This is a genomic window from Planktotalea sp. (assembly GCF_018607965.1).
Classification (GTDB): Bacteria; Pseudomonadota; Alphaproteobacteria; order Rhodobacterales; family Rhodobacteraceae; genus Planktotalea.
On sequence record NZ_JABBAM010000162.1, the window covers coordinates 1 to 14,162 of the forward strand.

A 14,162-nucleotide genomic window follows, 5' to 3' on the forward strand; every position below is an offset into this window, starting at 1 on the left:
AACGAACCAGAGCCTCCGGTACTCAATCCGCTCTGACGTCCAACTTTATATGACAACGGACAATATGTTTGCCGAATTGGACAACCGACTGGCTAAGCATGAATGGATTTTAGGCGACAAGATGACGATGGCGGATATCGCCTTGATCCCGCAATACGCTCTGTTCCGGTGGAACGATTTTCCGTTCGAAGCCTACCCGAACTTCCTCGCCTATGTCGCGCAGTGGCAGAAACGCCCCACTTACGTCAAAGCGATTGGGGATTATATGCCGAGCTCAATGAGCTTGCCCGAGAGTTTCACCTGCGTCGCATGAACCTTGTGCTTGACTGCTATCTCTTGGCCCGTGCGATCTCCACGAAGCGCCTCAAGCGCATCCGTAGCTTTAAACTTGTCTGAAAAACTGCGTCTCTTCGTCATTTCTGTATTCTGTCTTCAAGGTTGGATACATGTTAGCACGCTGTCCAGTTTTGCCGGACCACTACACATTATGAGGTCTGAGAAATTTGGTCAAATCAACTGGCTCTTCGGTGTCGTTGGTAAGATGAGGATGCGTCAGAAATAACGGCGCTTCAAAATAGTGGCGTGCTCTGATTCAAGTGGCAAATCGTAAGTTTTTCAAGTATTTTCCGAGGTGCATACAACCTAGGAGGCAAGTGGTATGAAGACGCGGAAGCTTGGACAAGATGGCCCGATTGTAAGTGCAGTCGGTTACGGCGCGATGTCGTTCACCGATTTCTATGGCCCCGCGAATGATGCGAATGCCCCCAAGGTTCTGGGCGCGTGCCTTGACCTCGGGATCACTCATCTCGATACATCCAACGCTTACGGGATGGGGCGCTCTGAAACTGTAATTGGCGACTGGTTGCGCGCGCGTGGTGGGGTGTCGCCTTTCACGATTGCCACCAAGGTTGGCATCACGCGCGACCCTGAGCACCGCTTTAATAACTCACCTGAGCATCTTTCCCAGTCGCTTGACGAGAGCCTGAAACGGCTCGGGGTCGAAGCGATTGATCTCTATTATGTGCATCGTCGCGATACCCGTCACGAGATCGAAGAGGTGACAGAAACAATGGCGGGCTTCGTCAAAGCGGGAAAGATCAAGGCCATTGGTTACTCAGAAATCGCGCCTTCGTCCTTACGTCGGGCACATGCGGTACATCCCATTGCTGCGGTGCAGTCTGAGTATTCCCTATCCACCCGCGCGCCCGAGTTGGGTGTAAAGCAAACCTGCGCAGCGATTGGCGCGTCTTTGGTCGCGTTCTCGCCTGTCGGTCGTGCTTTGCTCACGGATCGTCCGCATAGCCGTGAGACAGCGCAAACACTGCCGTTTCTCACAAATAACCCGCGTTTTATGGAACCCAACATCAGCGCAAACCTCGCCTATAGCGCAAAGTTCTGCGCACTTGCGGCGGATATGGGGGTCGCGGCGGCCACTCTCGCGATTGCGTGGGTGTTGCATCAAGGGGAAGAGGTTGTTGCCATCCCCGGCACGCGCCACATTGCCCACCTCGACGAAGTTGCCAAAGGCGGCGCGCTTGATCTTAGCGCTGAGGACATCGCGCGAATTGAGGCCGTTTTGCCAGTTGGCTGGGCGCATGGGGATCGCTATTCCGCCGCGCAATGGGTTGGACCAGAGCGCTATTGTTAAGGGCGCACTTATGAGTGCGCCCTACAATCTAGTTAAACAACTTTTCGATCCGATCTAGCGTGCGCATTGCATCGAGTGTGTCGTGCACAGAGCCATTGGGTGCGCGTCCCTCTTTGATTGCGGCGATGAACTCGCGGTCAATTAACTCGATCCCGTTGCTCGATACGGTCACATCGCTCAAATCAATCTGGTTTTCGTGCCCATCATATAGATCGTCATAGCGCGCCAAATAGGTGCCTTGATCGCAAATATAGCGAAAGAACGTGCCAAGCGGACCATCATTGTTGAACGACAGTGACAGCGTGCAAATCGCACCAGACGCGGTTTTTATCCCGATAGACATATCCATCGCAATGCCAAGCTCTGGATGATGCGGACCCTCTAAACCATAAACCTGCGTGGGCACTTCGCCCGTCTGGTACTGGAACAAATCCACAGTATGGCACGCGTGATGCCAAAGCAGGTGATCCGTCCAGCTGCGCGGCTCGCCCTTGGCGTTCATGTTGCTGCGGCGGAAGAAATAGGTCTGCACATCCATCTGCTGCACGTTCAATTCACCCGCGTCGATCTTGTTCTTGATCCACTGGTGCGAAGGGTTAAAGCGGCGCACTTGGCCCGCCATCGCCAAAACGCCCGTCTCTTTTTGAACGTCACAAATGCGCTGACTGTCCTCAAGGCTGTCGGCCATTGGGATTTCGATCAGCACAGGTTTGCCGGCTTTCATGCAAGCAATCGCTTGATCCGCGTGCATTTGCGTGGGCGTAGCTAAGATAATGGCGTCAACATCATCGCGCGCGATGCAGGACTCTAGCGAAGTGGAGGCGAAACCGATGCCGCGATCCTTTGCAACAGCGTCCACTTTCGCCTGCGTTGGCCCCATCACTGCGGTGACTTTGACGTCGTCGATGGCATCGAGGGCCTCTAGATGCTTGGATCCGAACGCGCCATATGCGCCTGCAACACAAATCCTCATTTGGCCATTCCCTGATCTTTAACGTTCTCTAGAATAATATGCCCGACGGCAGTGTTTGAGGCAGGCACGTGGTAGTGGCGGTGCACTTCCTCGACCTCGTCATCCAGCGCGCCCCGCATGACGTGCCACATGACCATTTCCACACCTTCGGATCCCGCTTCGCGCAGATATTCAACATGCGGGGTCTGAGACAAAGCCACAGGATCAGAGGTCAGGCGATTGAGAAACTGTTCGTCCCATTCCTTATTGATCAAACCCGCGCGCTTGTATTGCAACTGATGGCTCATGCCGCCTGTGCCAAAGATAACCACGTTCAGGTCTTCATCAAAGCTTTCCACCGCGCGGCGGATGGCTTTGCCAAGATTGTAGCAGCGATTGCCTGTGGGCGGCGGATATTGCACCACGTTAACGCAGAGCGGGATGACAAGGCAGGGCCATTCGTCATCAACTGTTTTGTCGCCGAACATGACGGACATGGGGACGGTCAGGCCGTGATCGACTTCCATCTCATTCATCACGGTGATGTCGAATTCATCCAACACGAGCGATTGTGCGATATGGCTTGCCAGCACTTGGTGGTTCTTCACCACAGGCACGGGGCGAGGCCCCCAACCTTCATCTGCGGGCGCAAACTCAGGGCCGCAGCCAAGCGCGAAGGTAGGAATGCAAGACGCATCAAACACGGTGCAATGATCATTATAGACCAGAAAGACCACGTCTGCTTTCTGCTCTTTCATCCATTCGCGGGATTTCTCGAAACCCTCGAACACCGGTTCCCAGTAGGGCTGCTCTGTAATGCCCTGATCCATCGCCACGCCAATGGCTGGAACGTGCGAACACCCTACGCCTGCTGTGATACGCGCCATTATGCGTCCCCCTCTTTGTCGTCCCATTCGCTTTGATAGCGATTGCCTTCGGGCGAGCGTCCGCCCGCGACCATCATCGCGCGGTAGGCATCGTTGCCCATGCCTGTCATCAGACCTGCAAGTTGCTGAAAGTTAATACCGTCATTCGCCGCGAGCTTACTGGTGTAATAAATGTTGCCACCCAGTTCGAGCAGACGGTTCCAATCGCGATCCAGCACTGCTTGGCGCTGCTCATCGGTCATCTTGTAGCCATCAAGGTAGGCTTCTTCGTTCTCGCCAAAGGTATCCCGGTTCTTTTGCAGCCGCAGAGAGATGCAAAATTGGTTAAGCTGATAGCCTTCGCGCCCTCTGTCCGCGTCGAAAACGAACGTGCCGGGAATATCTTCGTAGTCTTTTTTCAAAGCCATTGGGTATGCCTCCTCATTAGTTGCCCATCTGCGTTGTCTGTTCTTGGCATAACATCTTTTGCGCGACTTTCGCCAATTCGATTGCACTTAGCAATATTGGAAAAAGCTATAGTCGTGGTGCTTTGTTGGCTAAATATTTGCCTCTGACGCACTTAATTGGCGCAGATAATCAATGAAGTGTTTTTGCGTTGGGGTTGGTGTCCATCCGTTGCGATAGGTCAATCCGATCTCGCGCAGATGGCCTTCCAAAGCCACATCAAGGGTGCAAATGACGCCAAGATCTTCGTCGATCTTGATCTGATGGCGCGACACCACTGAGATATAAGGCCCTTGCGCCAGGACTCCGCGCAGCACGGCCATGGACGAGGAAACAGCGCGCACAGGCGTGTTGGGCCGCTCGTCAATCGCGAGCGTGTCGAACAGATATTGCCCAGCGGGCGTGTCTTTTGGCGGGGCGATCCAAGGGTAGCTTAACGTGTCCTCTATTTGCAGATTACGTCGTTTGGCAAGTGGATGTGTCGGGTGTGCAACGATGGCCAATGCGTCTTCAAACAGCGGTTGTTGCAAGATATCATCCGCAGGTGCAGGGTTACGCAAAGCACCGATGAGGCAATCGATATCCCCCTCGCGCAAGGAGCGTATCAGCTCTGTGTAACGCCCTTCAACAACGCGGATTTGAAAGCCATCAAAGCGGCTGACCATCGCATGAATGGCTTTTGGAACAATCGTTGTGCGCGCAAGTGGCAAGCTGCCAAGTACAAATATGCCGCGCTCACGGCCAAGTTCTTGGCTAATTTCCGCAATGCTCTGCTGAACTTCGCTTTGCGCCAGTTTCGCGCCACGCACAAAACTTTCGGCGGCGGGGGTGAGGCGCACACCCGAACTGCGCGCGATGAAAAACGGCGTGCCTGCGACCGCTTCTAAGCTGCGCGCGGTGCGATGCACCGTGGGTTGCGACAGGCCAAGCGCATGGGCGGCAACTGTGAAACTGCCCGCGTTGGCGATGGCGATCAGGTTGCGTAGCTGCGCGGCTGTCACGGATGTTTCAAAAGATGCACGCGCTTTCGCACCGGTTTCGCGCCGCGCGGCATTTGCGCCCTCGTTCAAATGCCGCATCGCGTTTGCTGCTCTGTGTGCGAACAGCGCACCGCTAGGTGTGAGGGCGGCATGCTTGCGACGACGGATCAGCAAAGGCGTGCCAAAATCCAGCTCAAGCTGCTTGATCGCTTGGGTGGCCGCAGGTTGCGATAGATGACAGCGCGCCGCTGCGAGCGAGACAGACCCGCTTTGCGCTGTTTCCAAGAAAACCCGTATGTGTCGAATGTTGGGAAAACTGCTTTGCATGATGCCTCTATAGCTTTTACTTATTCTATTGTCTCAATTCGAAATAGGCAATTTGGATGCGATGCGACTATGCTTTGCCTCAAAGCGAACCTAAGGGGAGCATCTTCATGTCTGATAAAAAAACAGCGCTGGTGATCAGCGCACATTCCGCCGATTTCGTCTGGCGCGCGGGCGGTGCCATCGCGCTGCACCAAGCCAAAGGGTATGAGGTTACGGTTGTGTGTCTGTCCTACGGTGAGCGCGGCGAGAGCGCGAAGCTTTGGAAGCAAGAGGGCATGACGCTTGAGCGGGTAAAGACCGAACGCCGCAAAGAAGCTGAAAACGCCGCCACAGCGTTGGGTGTTAACGACATTCGTTTCTTTGATGTTGGGGATTACCCGCTTGATCTGGGGCGCGAGACGCAAGACCGTATGGTCGATGTGATCCGCGAAATCCAGCCGCAATTCATGATGTCGCACTCCAAGTGGGACCCGTACAATACGGATCACATGAACACGACAACATTTGCATTGGAGTGCCGGATGATCGCGCAGGCTTGGGGTCACAATCCCGGCCAAAAAGTGCTCGGCGCGCCACAGCTTTACCTGTTCGAGCCGCATCAGACGGAACAGATGGAATGGAAGCCAACGACCTTCCTCGACATCACCGATGCTTGGGATAAAAAATGGGCAGCGATCCAGTGCATGCAAGGCCAAGAGCACCTGTGGAACTTCTACAAAAACGTAGCTGAAAATCGGGCGAACCACTTCCGCCGCAACTCTGGCGGCATGGCGGGCGGACGCGTCGCGAAATATGCTGAAGGGTTTGAGACGGTCTTCCCACGCACCGTGGATGAACTCGAATGAGCATTCAGGCAGGTACGACGGGCGTCGTCGTTCAAAATATACAGCGTGCGGATCAAGCGGTTATCGACGGTTTGGCGAAATGCGGCGTTGCAACTGTGCACGAAGCGCAGGGGCGCAAAGGTTTGCTCGCTGATTACATTCGCCCGATCTATTCGGGTGCACGGATTGCTGGATCGGCTGTAACGATCCTTGCGCCACCTTGTGACAATTGGATGATCCACGTTGCGATTGAGCAGTTGCAGGCGGGTGATGTGATGTTGCTTGGCACGACCACGCCATCCAACGCGGGCTATTTTGGTGATCTATTGGCGAGCTCTGCGATGGCGCGGGGCTGTCGTGGTTTGATCATTGATGCGGGCGTGCGCGATGTTGTTGATCTCAAGGAAATGGGTTTTCCAGTTTGGTCGAAAGCGATCCATGCACAAGGTACGATCAAAGAAACGCTTGGCTCTGTGAATATCTCAGTTGTCTGCGCGGACGCTTTGGTGAACCCCGGTGATATCATTGTCGCTGATGATGATGGCGTGTGCATTGTGCGCCGAGAAGAGGCGGCGGATGTGTTGGAAAAAGCGCAGGCGCGCGAAGCGAATGAAGGGGCCAAGCGTGCCAAGTTTGAAGCGGGTGAATTAGGGCTCGACATCTATAATATGCGGGGGCGTTTGGTTGAGAAGGGTTTGAAGTATGTCTGACGGCATTCGCTGCATGTGGATGCGTGGGGGGACGTCTAAAGGGGGGTATTTCCTGAAGGACGATCTGCCTATTGACACTGCTGCTCGCGACGCTGTCTTGCTGCGCGCAATGGGCTCCCCTGATCTGCGCCAGATTGATGGGATGGGCGGCGCTGATCCTTTGACCTCGAAAGTCGCGGTTGTCTCCAAATCGACGCGCGAGGGGATTGATGTAGATTACCTGTTTTTGCAGGTCTTCGTTGATCAACCGATTGTAACAGATGCACAAAATTGCGGAAACATCCTTGCAGGTGTCGGCGCATTTGCGATTGAGAGGGGTTTGGTGACGGCTCAGGACGGCGAAACATCTGTCGCGATATTCATGGAAAATACAGGCCAAGCCGCAGTGGCGCGGATCGCAACGCCGGAGCGTAAAGTCAGCTACAAGGGTGACGCGCAAATCGACGGTGTTCCGGGCGGCGCGGCGGCGGTGCCTTTGACGTTTAAGGACACGGCTGGCTCGTCTTGCGGTGCTTTGTTGCCGACTGGAAATGCGATGGATGTGGTTAATGGCGTTGAGGTTACGATGATCGATAATGGCATGCCTTGCGTCGTGATGCGTGCGGCGGACTTGGGGATTTCGGGCGACGAAGCGCCTGAGGATTTAGAGGCGGATGAAGCGCTTCGTGCGAAGCTCGAAGCGATCCGCCTGAAATGTGGACCACTTATGAACCTCGGCGATGTCAGTGAAAAATCCGTGCCGAAAATGACGATGGTCAGCGCTCCCAAAGCAGGCGGGGCGATCAGCACGCGTACATTTATTCCGCATCGCTGCCATAAAACGATTGGTGTACTTGGTGCTGTGAGCGTTGCAACGGCGTGTTTGATCGAAGGTGCGCCTGCCTACAATTTGGCTGCGCGAGGGGCAGGGGCAGAGCGCACTTTGTCCGTGGAACACCCTAGCGGCGAAATGACGGTGGTGGCGACTTTGGAGCCAAGCAGCGCTGTGAAAGAGGCAGCGATCTTGCGCACGGCGCGTAAATTGATGGATGGGGAAATATTCGTATGACTGAGCAGAAAATGGATGCGGATTGGCTTGAATTTCATCCAAATCCCAAAGTGCCTGACTTCAAATTGCCCGCAGGTGCGGTGGATGCGCATTGCCATGTGTTTGGACCGTCGCCAGAGTTTCCCTTCGCGCCAGAACGTAAATATACGCCGTGCAATGCTGGTAAGGCTCAGCTTTATGCGCTGCGCGATCATCTTGGTTTCTCCCGCAACGTGATTGTGCAAGCCACCTGTCACGGCAAAGATAATAGTGCGATGGTCGATGCGTGCCGCTCTGCAGGCGATCTTGCGCGCGGTGTTGCAAGCGTCGGGTCGGACATTACTCACGAAGAGCTTGCAGAAATGCACGAGGCAGGCGTGCGCGGGGTTCGGTTTAACTTTGTGAAACGACTTGTCGATGCGACCCCAAAAGAGGTGTTCATCGAGATTGCGGAGAAAATCCAGGACTTTGGCTGGTCCATCGTTGTCTATTTCGAGGCTGCTGATCTGGAGGAACTAGAGCCGTTCCTCAAACGATTGCCAGGCATTATAGTCGTCGATCACATGGGTCGTCCCGATGTGACCAAAGGCGTCGAACATCCCGACTTCCAACGCTTTACTCTGCTCATGGCCGAAAACGAAAACATTTGGACCAAAGTCACGTGTCCTGAACGCCTAACTGTTGCTGGTCCGCCCTATGAAGATGTGGTGGCCTACTATCGACACATCGTAGATCTGTTCGAAGACCGCGTGTTGTGGGGCACTGATTGGCCTCACCCCAACATGAAATCGCACATGCCGGATGATGGTGCGTTGGTGGACTACATACTGCGGATTGCGCCGAGCGCCGAACAACAACACAAATTATTAGTTACAAACCCAACGCGGCTTTATTGGGGATAAGCATGGACGATAGGGTAGAGCGCGAACTCATCAAAATCATAATGTGCTGAGATATTTCACTGTACATTTTCAGGAATTCGGGTCTCAAAAATTTGGTAAAGGGTTGAGAACGCTCTGTGGAATCGATACAATTACCCTTTAATTTGCTCGAAACTCGACAACCATGACAGGTCGAATTGTGCTTCTCGGATCGCTTGAGCAACTTCAGTGTCAGCCAAAGTAACGTTGGCTGAACCGAACGATTTGAACATCATTGTTGAAATCTGCGATTGAGTTTGAAATTTTTTCGAATTACCTGCAAAATTAGTTAAAGTTCTTGTATTGTGAGAGCAATACGAAGTCGTAATATAGCGACACATTTGGTGATGAAGCAAATTCGCTTCACGTTTTTGGTTGAGGCGAGCAGCTGAGATAGGTATTGTTCTTTGGTAAAGAGCTCTGCACAGGTTGAACGCAGGGTCAGCTTCTGTGCTCTGTTTATCAGAGTTTTTTGATTTTTCTGAGCTAGCAAATTTTGCGTTGAGGTTGGGTAGAATGAAATTATTTTTTAGCCTTCTTGCGCTCTATTTTTTCCATTTATACCTCGCGATATCTGGCGATACGGATGGACTTTTACATCTCATTGTTTCTTTAGGCTTGGGGCTGTGCGTGTGTTTACGGTTCGGTTTTTCGAGCAACATTACTCAAACTTGTGAGACTCGCGAAGACGAGCCATACATCTATTCATCTTTGTGGATGTAATGACTGATCCCAACGGGTACTGTGCCCATAGATTCCCAATCGATCGGATGGTTTTGGTCACTGTGCAACAAGATTCGGTGCATTCGACCTTTGGGATGATTACACACTCGAAATGGCCGCTCCATGAGCGCGGGCCGGCTGCATTCCGATGGGGTGAAAACAAGTTGGCAATGCCCTTGTCTGAGTTTTCAATGCTGTAACGTGAGAACAATCTGGGAGCGTTCCCTAATTGCAAGAACAGAAGAATAGGTTGATACGCAATACGGTACGCAAAATGTTACGAGGATTTTAATTATCCCTGTTCCAGACAATGTGCCGGACATAATCGCGTCACCATGGTTGATTGTTGCAAGCACGATACCAACAAATATTGCTATTTTTGTGGCTCGTTTGACGACTGAAGGTTGCTTTGCCAGCCAGAGAAAAGAACGTTGATGCGTTTCCATCTTGTTATCCCAATTGTGCCTCTAATTTTTTGGCGGCTAGCAGATAGTAGTTTCGCGTTGGCGCACTAAATGTATGGTCTGCGTTGTTGCGCAATGCGCTTATGTGATTGTGGTGATCGGCAAGGTCGAGATTTGACGAAAATCACGCAGGATATTGTCTGCCGAAGGCGCGTTTTGTGCGATTAATTTGGGATATGCGGGCATGTAAGTCTCTTCTTTTATATCACGGTCTCTTGAGCGGTCTCTGCGCGTTCGTGACGCGTGACACTGATGCCAGAATATCCGATCAGATCCTTGATCGTGAGCTCCTCGTTGCGTTTCTCAAAGACCTTGATGTACTCAACCATCGTGTTTGAGTGTTCCCGCATCACGCCTTCGGCGCGGACAACATCGCCACTTTGAATGGCCTCAAAAATCACTTTGTGCTGGGAATTTCCAAGTTGAAGACGGAAATTGCTCCGCTCTTTACCTTCTTTGGTCGAAAGAACTTGTCGATCAAACACCATCGCGCCGACCTCTAGCATGGGCATGTGACTGATGCGGCTACACGTAAATCCGATAAAGTCATTGCCGCAGCAGTCTAAAATCGTCTTGTGAAACACGGCGTTTTGCTTTTGCATCGCGCGTATGGACACATCATTCATGGTGCCCGCAGACACAAGCCGGTCGATTTCATCAATCGCGGCTTCCAGTATCGGGAGCGTGTTGTGCCGCCCAGGCGATTGCGCCATCAGCCGTGCTGCGAGGCTCTCAAGATGGCCGCGCACTTGTACGGCCTGAAGCACGTCGTTTACTTTGGGTGCGTTTACAAAATACCCACGCCCTTCGCTTCGCCGAATTAAGCCTTCGTGCTCTAACATACGCAAAGCAAGACGGACGGGTGTGCGTGAAACGTTATGCGTATCGCACAAACGCGCCTCAGAAATGCGTTCTTCTTCACCATAGTTGCCCAGCACGATGTCATGGCGAATACGTGCGGCAAGTTCTGTATCGATAGATTCCATAGATCCATTCACCTTATTTGGGATCCCAAAGTCAAGCTTTCGATCTGAAAGCTGTTAGGCTTTGACGATTTTACTTGATTTGGGATCCTTAGTGATCGTTATATAGGTTCAAACACATAGAATCTAGCGCGATGCTTGTATGGGGCATGTTTTTGGGATCCTAAGAAGTCCTTTGAACGTTAAACAAGCGGTTTGCGTCGTATGATAAAAGGAGCCTTTCCATGGATGGTGGGACTGACATTAAATCCCTGAAGCACTTTATTGCAGGCAAATGGGTTAACGCGACAGGTGGCGCTACGTTCGAGGTGCTTAACCCCCTCGATGACAGTCACTACGCACATGCGGCGAAGGGGACGGGTGAGGATATCCGCAATGCGGTCGCGGCGGCGAAAGCTGCATTCACATCCTACAAAGAGACCACGCCGACAGAGCGAGAGCGCTGGCTCTTGCGCGTCGCTGAAATCATGGAAGTGCGCCAGAAAGATCTGGTGGATTGTTTGATCGATGAAATTGGCTCGCCCGTTCAAAAGGCGATGTTCGAGTTCACAAAAGGCCTGACGATGATCCGCGCCGCGGCCGGCATGTGCCGCAATGTGCGCGGTGAGACGATCCCCTCTGATCGGCCGGGCACGTTCTCGATGTCGATCCGCGCACCGCTAGGTGTGGTTGCCGTGATTACGCCGTTTAATGTCCCGCTCATCAAGACGACACGCTTGGTCGCCAACGCATTGGCGGTGGGGAATACGGTTGTGCACTTACCATCTGAAATGGCGCCGCACTTGAGCTTGATATTCGCCGAGATCGTCGCAGAAGCAGGCATCCCCGAGGGTGTCTATAACGTCGTGACAGGCATGGGTGCTGAGATTGGCGATGATCTGACCAGCCACAAGGACATCGATTTCGTGACCTTTACTGGTTCCACTGTCGTGGGCCAGCATATAAACGAGATTTGCGCGAAGAACAAAACGCCAAACACGCTGGAACTTGGCGGCAAAAGCCCGACGATCATCCTCGCGGATGCGGACCTTGATAAGGTCATGCCGCTTGCTGCGCGCTCTGTGTTTATGTTCGCGGGGCAAGCCTGCATCGCGTCGAGCCGTTTTTACGTGGAGCGACCTTTGTACGATGAGTTCGTCAAGCGGTTCTCGTTCATTATCGGAAAGCTTGGCATGGGCGATCTGCGCGATCCAAATACGGTCATCGCACCCGCCATTTCGCCACGCCAGCGTGAACGCATCAAGAGCCATATCGACGATGCGCGCGCTAAGGGTGCGAACGTGATCGGCGGCGAATGGGAGGGCAATCGCTGTCAGCCGACGCTCCTTACCGAAGTGTCCGAGGACATGACAGTCTGCCGAGCTGAGACCTTTGGGCCTGTCACCGCGATCTATCCGATTGATAGCTATGAAGAGGGCTTAGAGAAAGCGAACGACACTGAATACGGGCTGTCGTCTGCGCTCTTTACGAAAGACATCGATAAAGCTTTCCACTTCGTGCGCAATTCCAACGCAGGCATGTGCCACATCAACGGGCCTACCATTCACGACGAAGCACACGTGCCATTCGGCGGGAATGGCGAAAGCGGGGTAGGCCGGGAAGGCACAGACGCGGATATGGAAGCAATGACAGAACTCAAATGGGTGACGGTGCAACTATGACGTTTACACTTTATCATCACGGATCTTCCGTTTGTGCTGCTAAAGTCCGCTTCGCGATGGCGGAGAAAGGGCTTGAATGGGAGGGTGTATACATCGACATTCTCGCAGGCGAGCAGTTCACGGATGAATATCGCGCGATCAACCCAAAGGCTGTTGTGCCTACACTCGTTCATGATGGGACGATTATTCCAGACAGCACGGTGATCGTTGAATATCTGGATCAGATAGCGCCCGAAACTTCGGTGCATCCCAGCGATCCTTATCTGCGCGCGCAGGCGCGCTATTGGACGAAGGCTGTGGATGAAGACCTGCACCCCGCTTGTGGCGCGATGACCTTTCTTTGCTCGCACCGCCACACGGTTTTGCGCAAACTTGGCAAAGAGGGCACTGAGAAGTTTCTTGCTTCAACGCCTGAATTTTCTGTCACGTCTGATTGGAAGAGCTTCAAAGACGCAATCATTCGCCATGGCTTTGATGCGCGCGGTGCAGTGGAGAAGGTCAAGCTCTATGACAGCTATCTCTTTAAGATGGAAAAGGCGCTAGAAGGCAATGACTGGCTCGTTGGCAACACGTTCACCATCGCGGATATCGCCCTCACGCCCTACGTCAATCGTCTCGCGATGATGTCGATGCGCGGCATGTGGGAGGGCGGACGCTTGCACAATGTGGAGCGTTGGTTCAACGCCATTGAAGCGCGCGAGCATTTCAAGCCATGCTTCATTAATTGGGTGCCGGAAGATCTGACCAATGATCTACGCGAGAACGGGATCAAGAGTTGGCCAGAAGTCGCCGCTATCCTTGAGATTGAGATTTAAGAACAAAGTTAAGGGAGAAGACACATGGGTCGTTTAGACGGAAAAACCGCAGTCGTCACTGGTGCAGCGCGTGGTATTGGCGCGGAATATGCAAAGAAATTGGCCGCTGAGGGTGCTAATGTTATCGTAACAGATATTCTGGATTCTGCAGAAGTGGTCGGCGAGATCAACGCAGCAACAGGTGGCAAAGCAATTGGCATGATTGTTGATGTGACGTCGGATGATGATCTGAACGCGATGGTGGCAAAAGCCGAAAGCGAATTCGGTGCTCTCAACATTGTCGTCAACAATGCTGGACTGTTTGCGAACCTAGAGCTCAAGCCTTTCTTTCAGATCGAAAATGACGAGTTTGACAAGGTGATGACGGTCAACACGCGCTCGATTCATCAGTCAACCAAAGCTGCGCTTCCTGCATTGATGCGCGCGGGTGGTGGTAAGATCGTCAACATTGCCTCTGGCACATTCTATTACGGCCCTCCGGGTTTGTCACATTACACCGCCTCTAAGGCCGCTGTGATCGGCCTGACCCGAGGCCATGCGCGCGAGCTTGGCGACAAGAATATTCAGATCAATGCGATTGCCGTTGGCCTGACCGAAAGCAGCTCTATCCGCGACGAAGACAAATGGGACCGTGCGCGTGCGCCCACAGTCGATTCCCGCTCGATCAAGCGCGAAATGGTGCCTGAAGATTTGCTTGGAACGCTCGTGTTCTTGTGCTCATCCGACAGCGATTTCATCACCGGCCAGACGATCAATGTCGATGGCGGAAAGATAAATTTGTAATCCCATGTCAAAAA

The 14,162-nt window shown here is 53.0% G+C and carries 16 protein-coding genes; 9 read left to right on the top strand and 7 right to left on the bottom strand.

What is annotated here, in order from left to right; all coding sequences use genetic code 11:
• Both QZ279_RS14290 and QZ279_RS14295 read left to right on the top strand, forming a co-directional pair.
• On the top strand, positions 1-313 hold a 313-nt coding region (locus tag QZ279_RS14290), incomplete at its 5' end, for a glutathione S-transferase C-terminal domain-containing protein (protein WP_293452049.1).
• Positions 314-658: 345 nt separating this feature from the next.
• Positions 659-1,648, top strand: a complete 990-nt coding sequence (locus QZ279_RS14295) for an aldo/keto reductase (RefSeq protein WP_293452051.1) — start codon at positions 659-661, stop codon at positions 1,646-1,648.
• Between the two features lie 28 nt (positions 1,649-1,676).
• On the opposite strand, the gene QZ279_RS14300 is transcribed toward QZ279_RS14295, so the two are convergent.
• The 4 genes from QZ279_RS14300 to QZ279_RS14315 all read right to left on the bottom strand — a co-directional run bounded on the left by QZ279_RS14300 (position 1,677) and on the right by QZ279_RS14315 (position 5,238).
• Positions 1,677-2,621, bottom strand: a complete 945-nt coding sequence (locus QZ279_RS14300; RefSeq protein ID WP_293452053.1) for a Gfo/Idh/MocA family oxidoreductase — start codon at positions 2,619-2,621, stop codon at positions 1,677-1,679.
• Complete coding sequence (locus QZ279_RS14305; RefSeq protein WP_293452055.1) at positions 2,618-3,487, bottom strand: class III extradiol dioxygenase subunit beta; 870 nt, start codon at positions 3,485-3,487, stop codon at positions 2,618-2,620. The genes QZ279_RS14300 and QZ279_RS14305 overlap by 4 nt, the downstream gene beginning before the upstream one ends.
• Entirely contained in the window at positions 3,487-3,894 is a 408-nt protein-coding gene (gene ligA / locus QZ279_RS14310) for a protocatechuate 4,5-dioxygenase subunit alpha (protein ID WP_293452057.1), read from the bottom strand. The genes QZ279_RS14305 and ligA overlap by 1 nt, the downstream gene beginning before the upstream one ends.
• A gap of 129 nt (positions 3,895-4,023) precedes the next feature.
• Positions 4,024-5,238 carry a LysR family transcriptional regulator gene (locus tag QZ279_RS14315; RefSeq protein ID WP_293452059.1) on the bottom strand — a complete coding sequence of 405 codons (1,215 nt, stop codon included), beginning with the start codon at positions 5,236-5,238 and terminating at the stop codon, positions 4,024-4,026.
• A gap of 107 nt (positions 5,239-5,345) precedes the next feature.
• Between QZ279_RS14315 and QZ279_RS14320 the strand changes: the two genes are divergently transcribed.
• From QZ279_RS14320 to QZ279_RS14335, 4 genes are read left to right on the top strand one after another with little or no spacing between them, the layout of a single operon-like run.
• Positions 5,346-6,083 carry a PIG-L deacetylase family protein gene (locus QZ279_RS14320; protein WP_293452061.1) on the top strand — a complete coding sequence of 246 codons (738 nt, stop codon included), beginning with the start codon at positions 5,346-5,348 and terminating at the stop codon, positions 6,081-6,083.
• The gene (ligK, locus tag QZ279_RS14325; protein WP_293452063.1) at positions 6,080-6,772 is read left to right on the top strand and encodes a 4-carboxy-4-hydroxy-2-oxoadipate aldolase/oxaloacetate decarboxylase; all 693 of its coding nucleotides are present in this window, start codon (positions 6,080-6,082) and stop codon (positions 6,770-6,772) included. The genes QZ279_RS14320 and ligK overlap by 4 nt, the downstream gene beginning before the upstream one ends.
• Positions 6,765-7,820 carry a 4-oxalomesaconate tautomerase gene (locus QZ279_RS14330; protein ID WP_293452065.1) on the top strand — a complete coding sequence of 352 codons (1,056 nt, stop codon included), beginning with the start codon at positions 6,765-6,767 and terminating at the stop codon, positions 7,818-7,820. The genes ligK and QZ279_RS14330 overlap by 8 nt, the downstream gene beginning before the upstream one ends.
• A complete protein-coding gene (locus QZ279_RS14335) occupies positions 7,817-8,701 on the top strand; it encodes an amidohydrolase family protein (protein WP_293452067.1) in 885 nt (294 codons plus the stop codon). The genes QZ279_RS14330 and QZ279_RS14335 overlap by 4 nt, the downstream gene beginning before the upstream one ends.
• A gap of 131 nt (positions 8,702-8,832) precedes the next feature.
• Here the strand turns inward: QZ279_RS14335 and QZ279_RS14340 are convergent, their stop codons facing one another.
• The 3 genes from QZ279_RS14340 to QZ279_RS14345 all read right to left on the bottom strand — a co-directional run bounded on the left by QZ279_RS14340 (position 8,833) and on the right by QZ279_RS14345 (position 10,892).
• Positions 8,833-8,955: a hypothetical protein gene (locus QZ279_RS14340; RefSeq protein WP_293452069.1), complete on the bottom strand. Its 123-nt coding sequence runs from the start codon at positions 8,953-8,955 to the stop codon at positions 8,833-8,835.
• 675 nt (positions 8,956-9,630) lie between these two features.
• Positions 9,631-9,888 (bottom strand): nitrate/nitrite transporter NrtS, encoded by a 258-nt coding sequence (nrtS, locus tag QZ279_RS15810; RefSeq protein ID WP_366513985.1) that lies wholly within the window; start codon positions 9,886-9,888, stop codon positions 9,631-9,633.
• A 218-nt stretch (positions 9,889-10,106) separates the two neighbouring features.
• Positions 10,107-10,892 carry a GntR family transcriptional regulator gene (locus tag QZ279_RS14345; RefSeq protein WP_293452071.1) on the bottom strand — a complete coding sequence of 262 codons (786 nt, stop codon included), beginning with the start codon at positions 10,890-10,892 and terminating at the stop codon, positions 10,107-10,109.
• A gap of 221 nt (positions 10,893-11,113) precedes the next feature.
• Between QZ279_RS14345 and QZ279_RS14350 the strand changes: the two genes are divergently transcribed.
• The 3 genes from QZ279_RS14350 to QZ279_RS14360 are packed head-to-tail and all read left to right on the top strand — an operon-like array spanning position 11,114 to position 14,148.
• A complete protein-coding gene (locus tag QZ279_RS14350; protein ID WP_293452073.1) occupies positions 11,114-12,550 on the top strand; it encodes an aldehyde dehydrogenase family protein in 1,437 nt (478 codons plus the stop codon).
• Positions 12,547-13,365, top strand: a complete 819-nt coding sequence (locus tag QZ279_RS14355; protein WP_293452075.1) for a glutathione S-transferase family protein — start codon at positions 12,547-12,549, stop codon at positions 13,363-13,365. Before QZ279_RS14350 ends, QZ279_RS14355 begins: the two co-directional genes overlap by 4 nt.
• A 24-nt stretch (positions 13,366-13,389) precedes the next feature.
• The gene (locus tag QZ279_RS14360) at positions 13,390-14,148 is read left to right on the top strand and encodes a glucose 1-dehydrogenase (RefSeq protein WP_293452077.1); all 759 of its coding nucleotides are present in this window, start codon (positions 13,390-13,392) and stop codon (positions 14,146-14,148) included.
• The last annotated feature ends 14 nt before the right edge of the window (positions 14,149-14,162 follow it).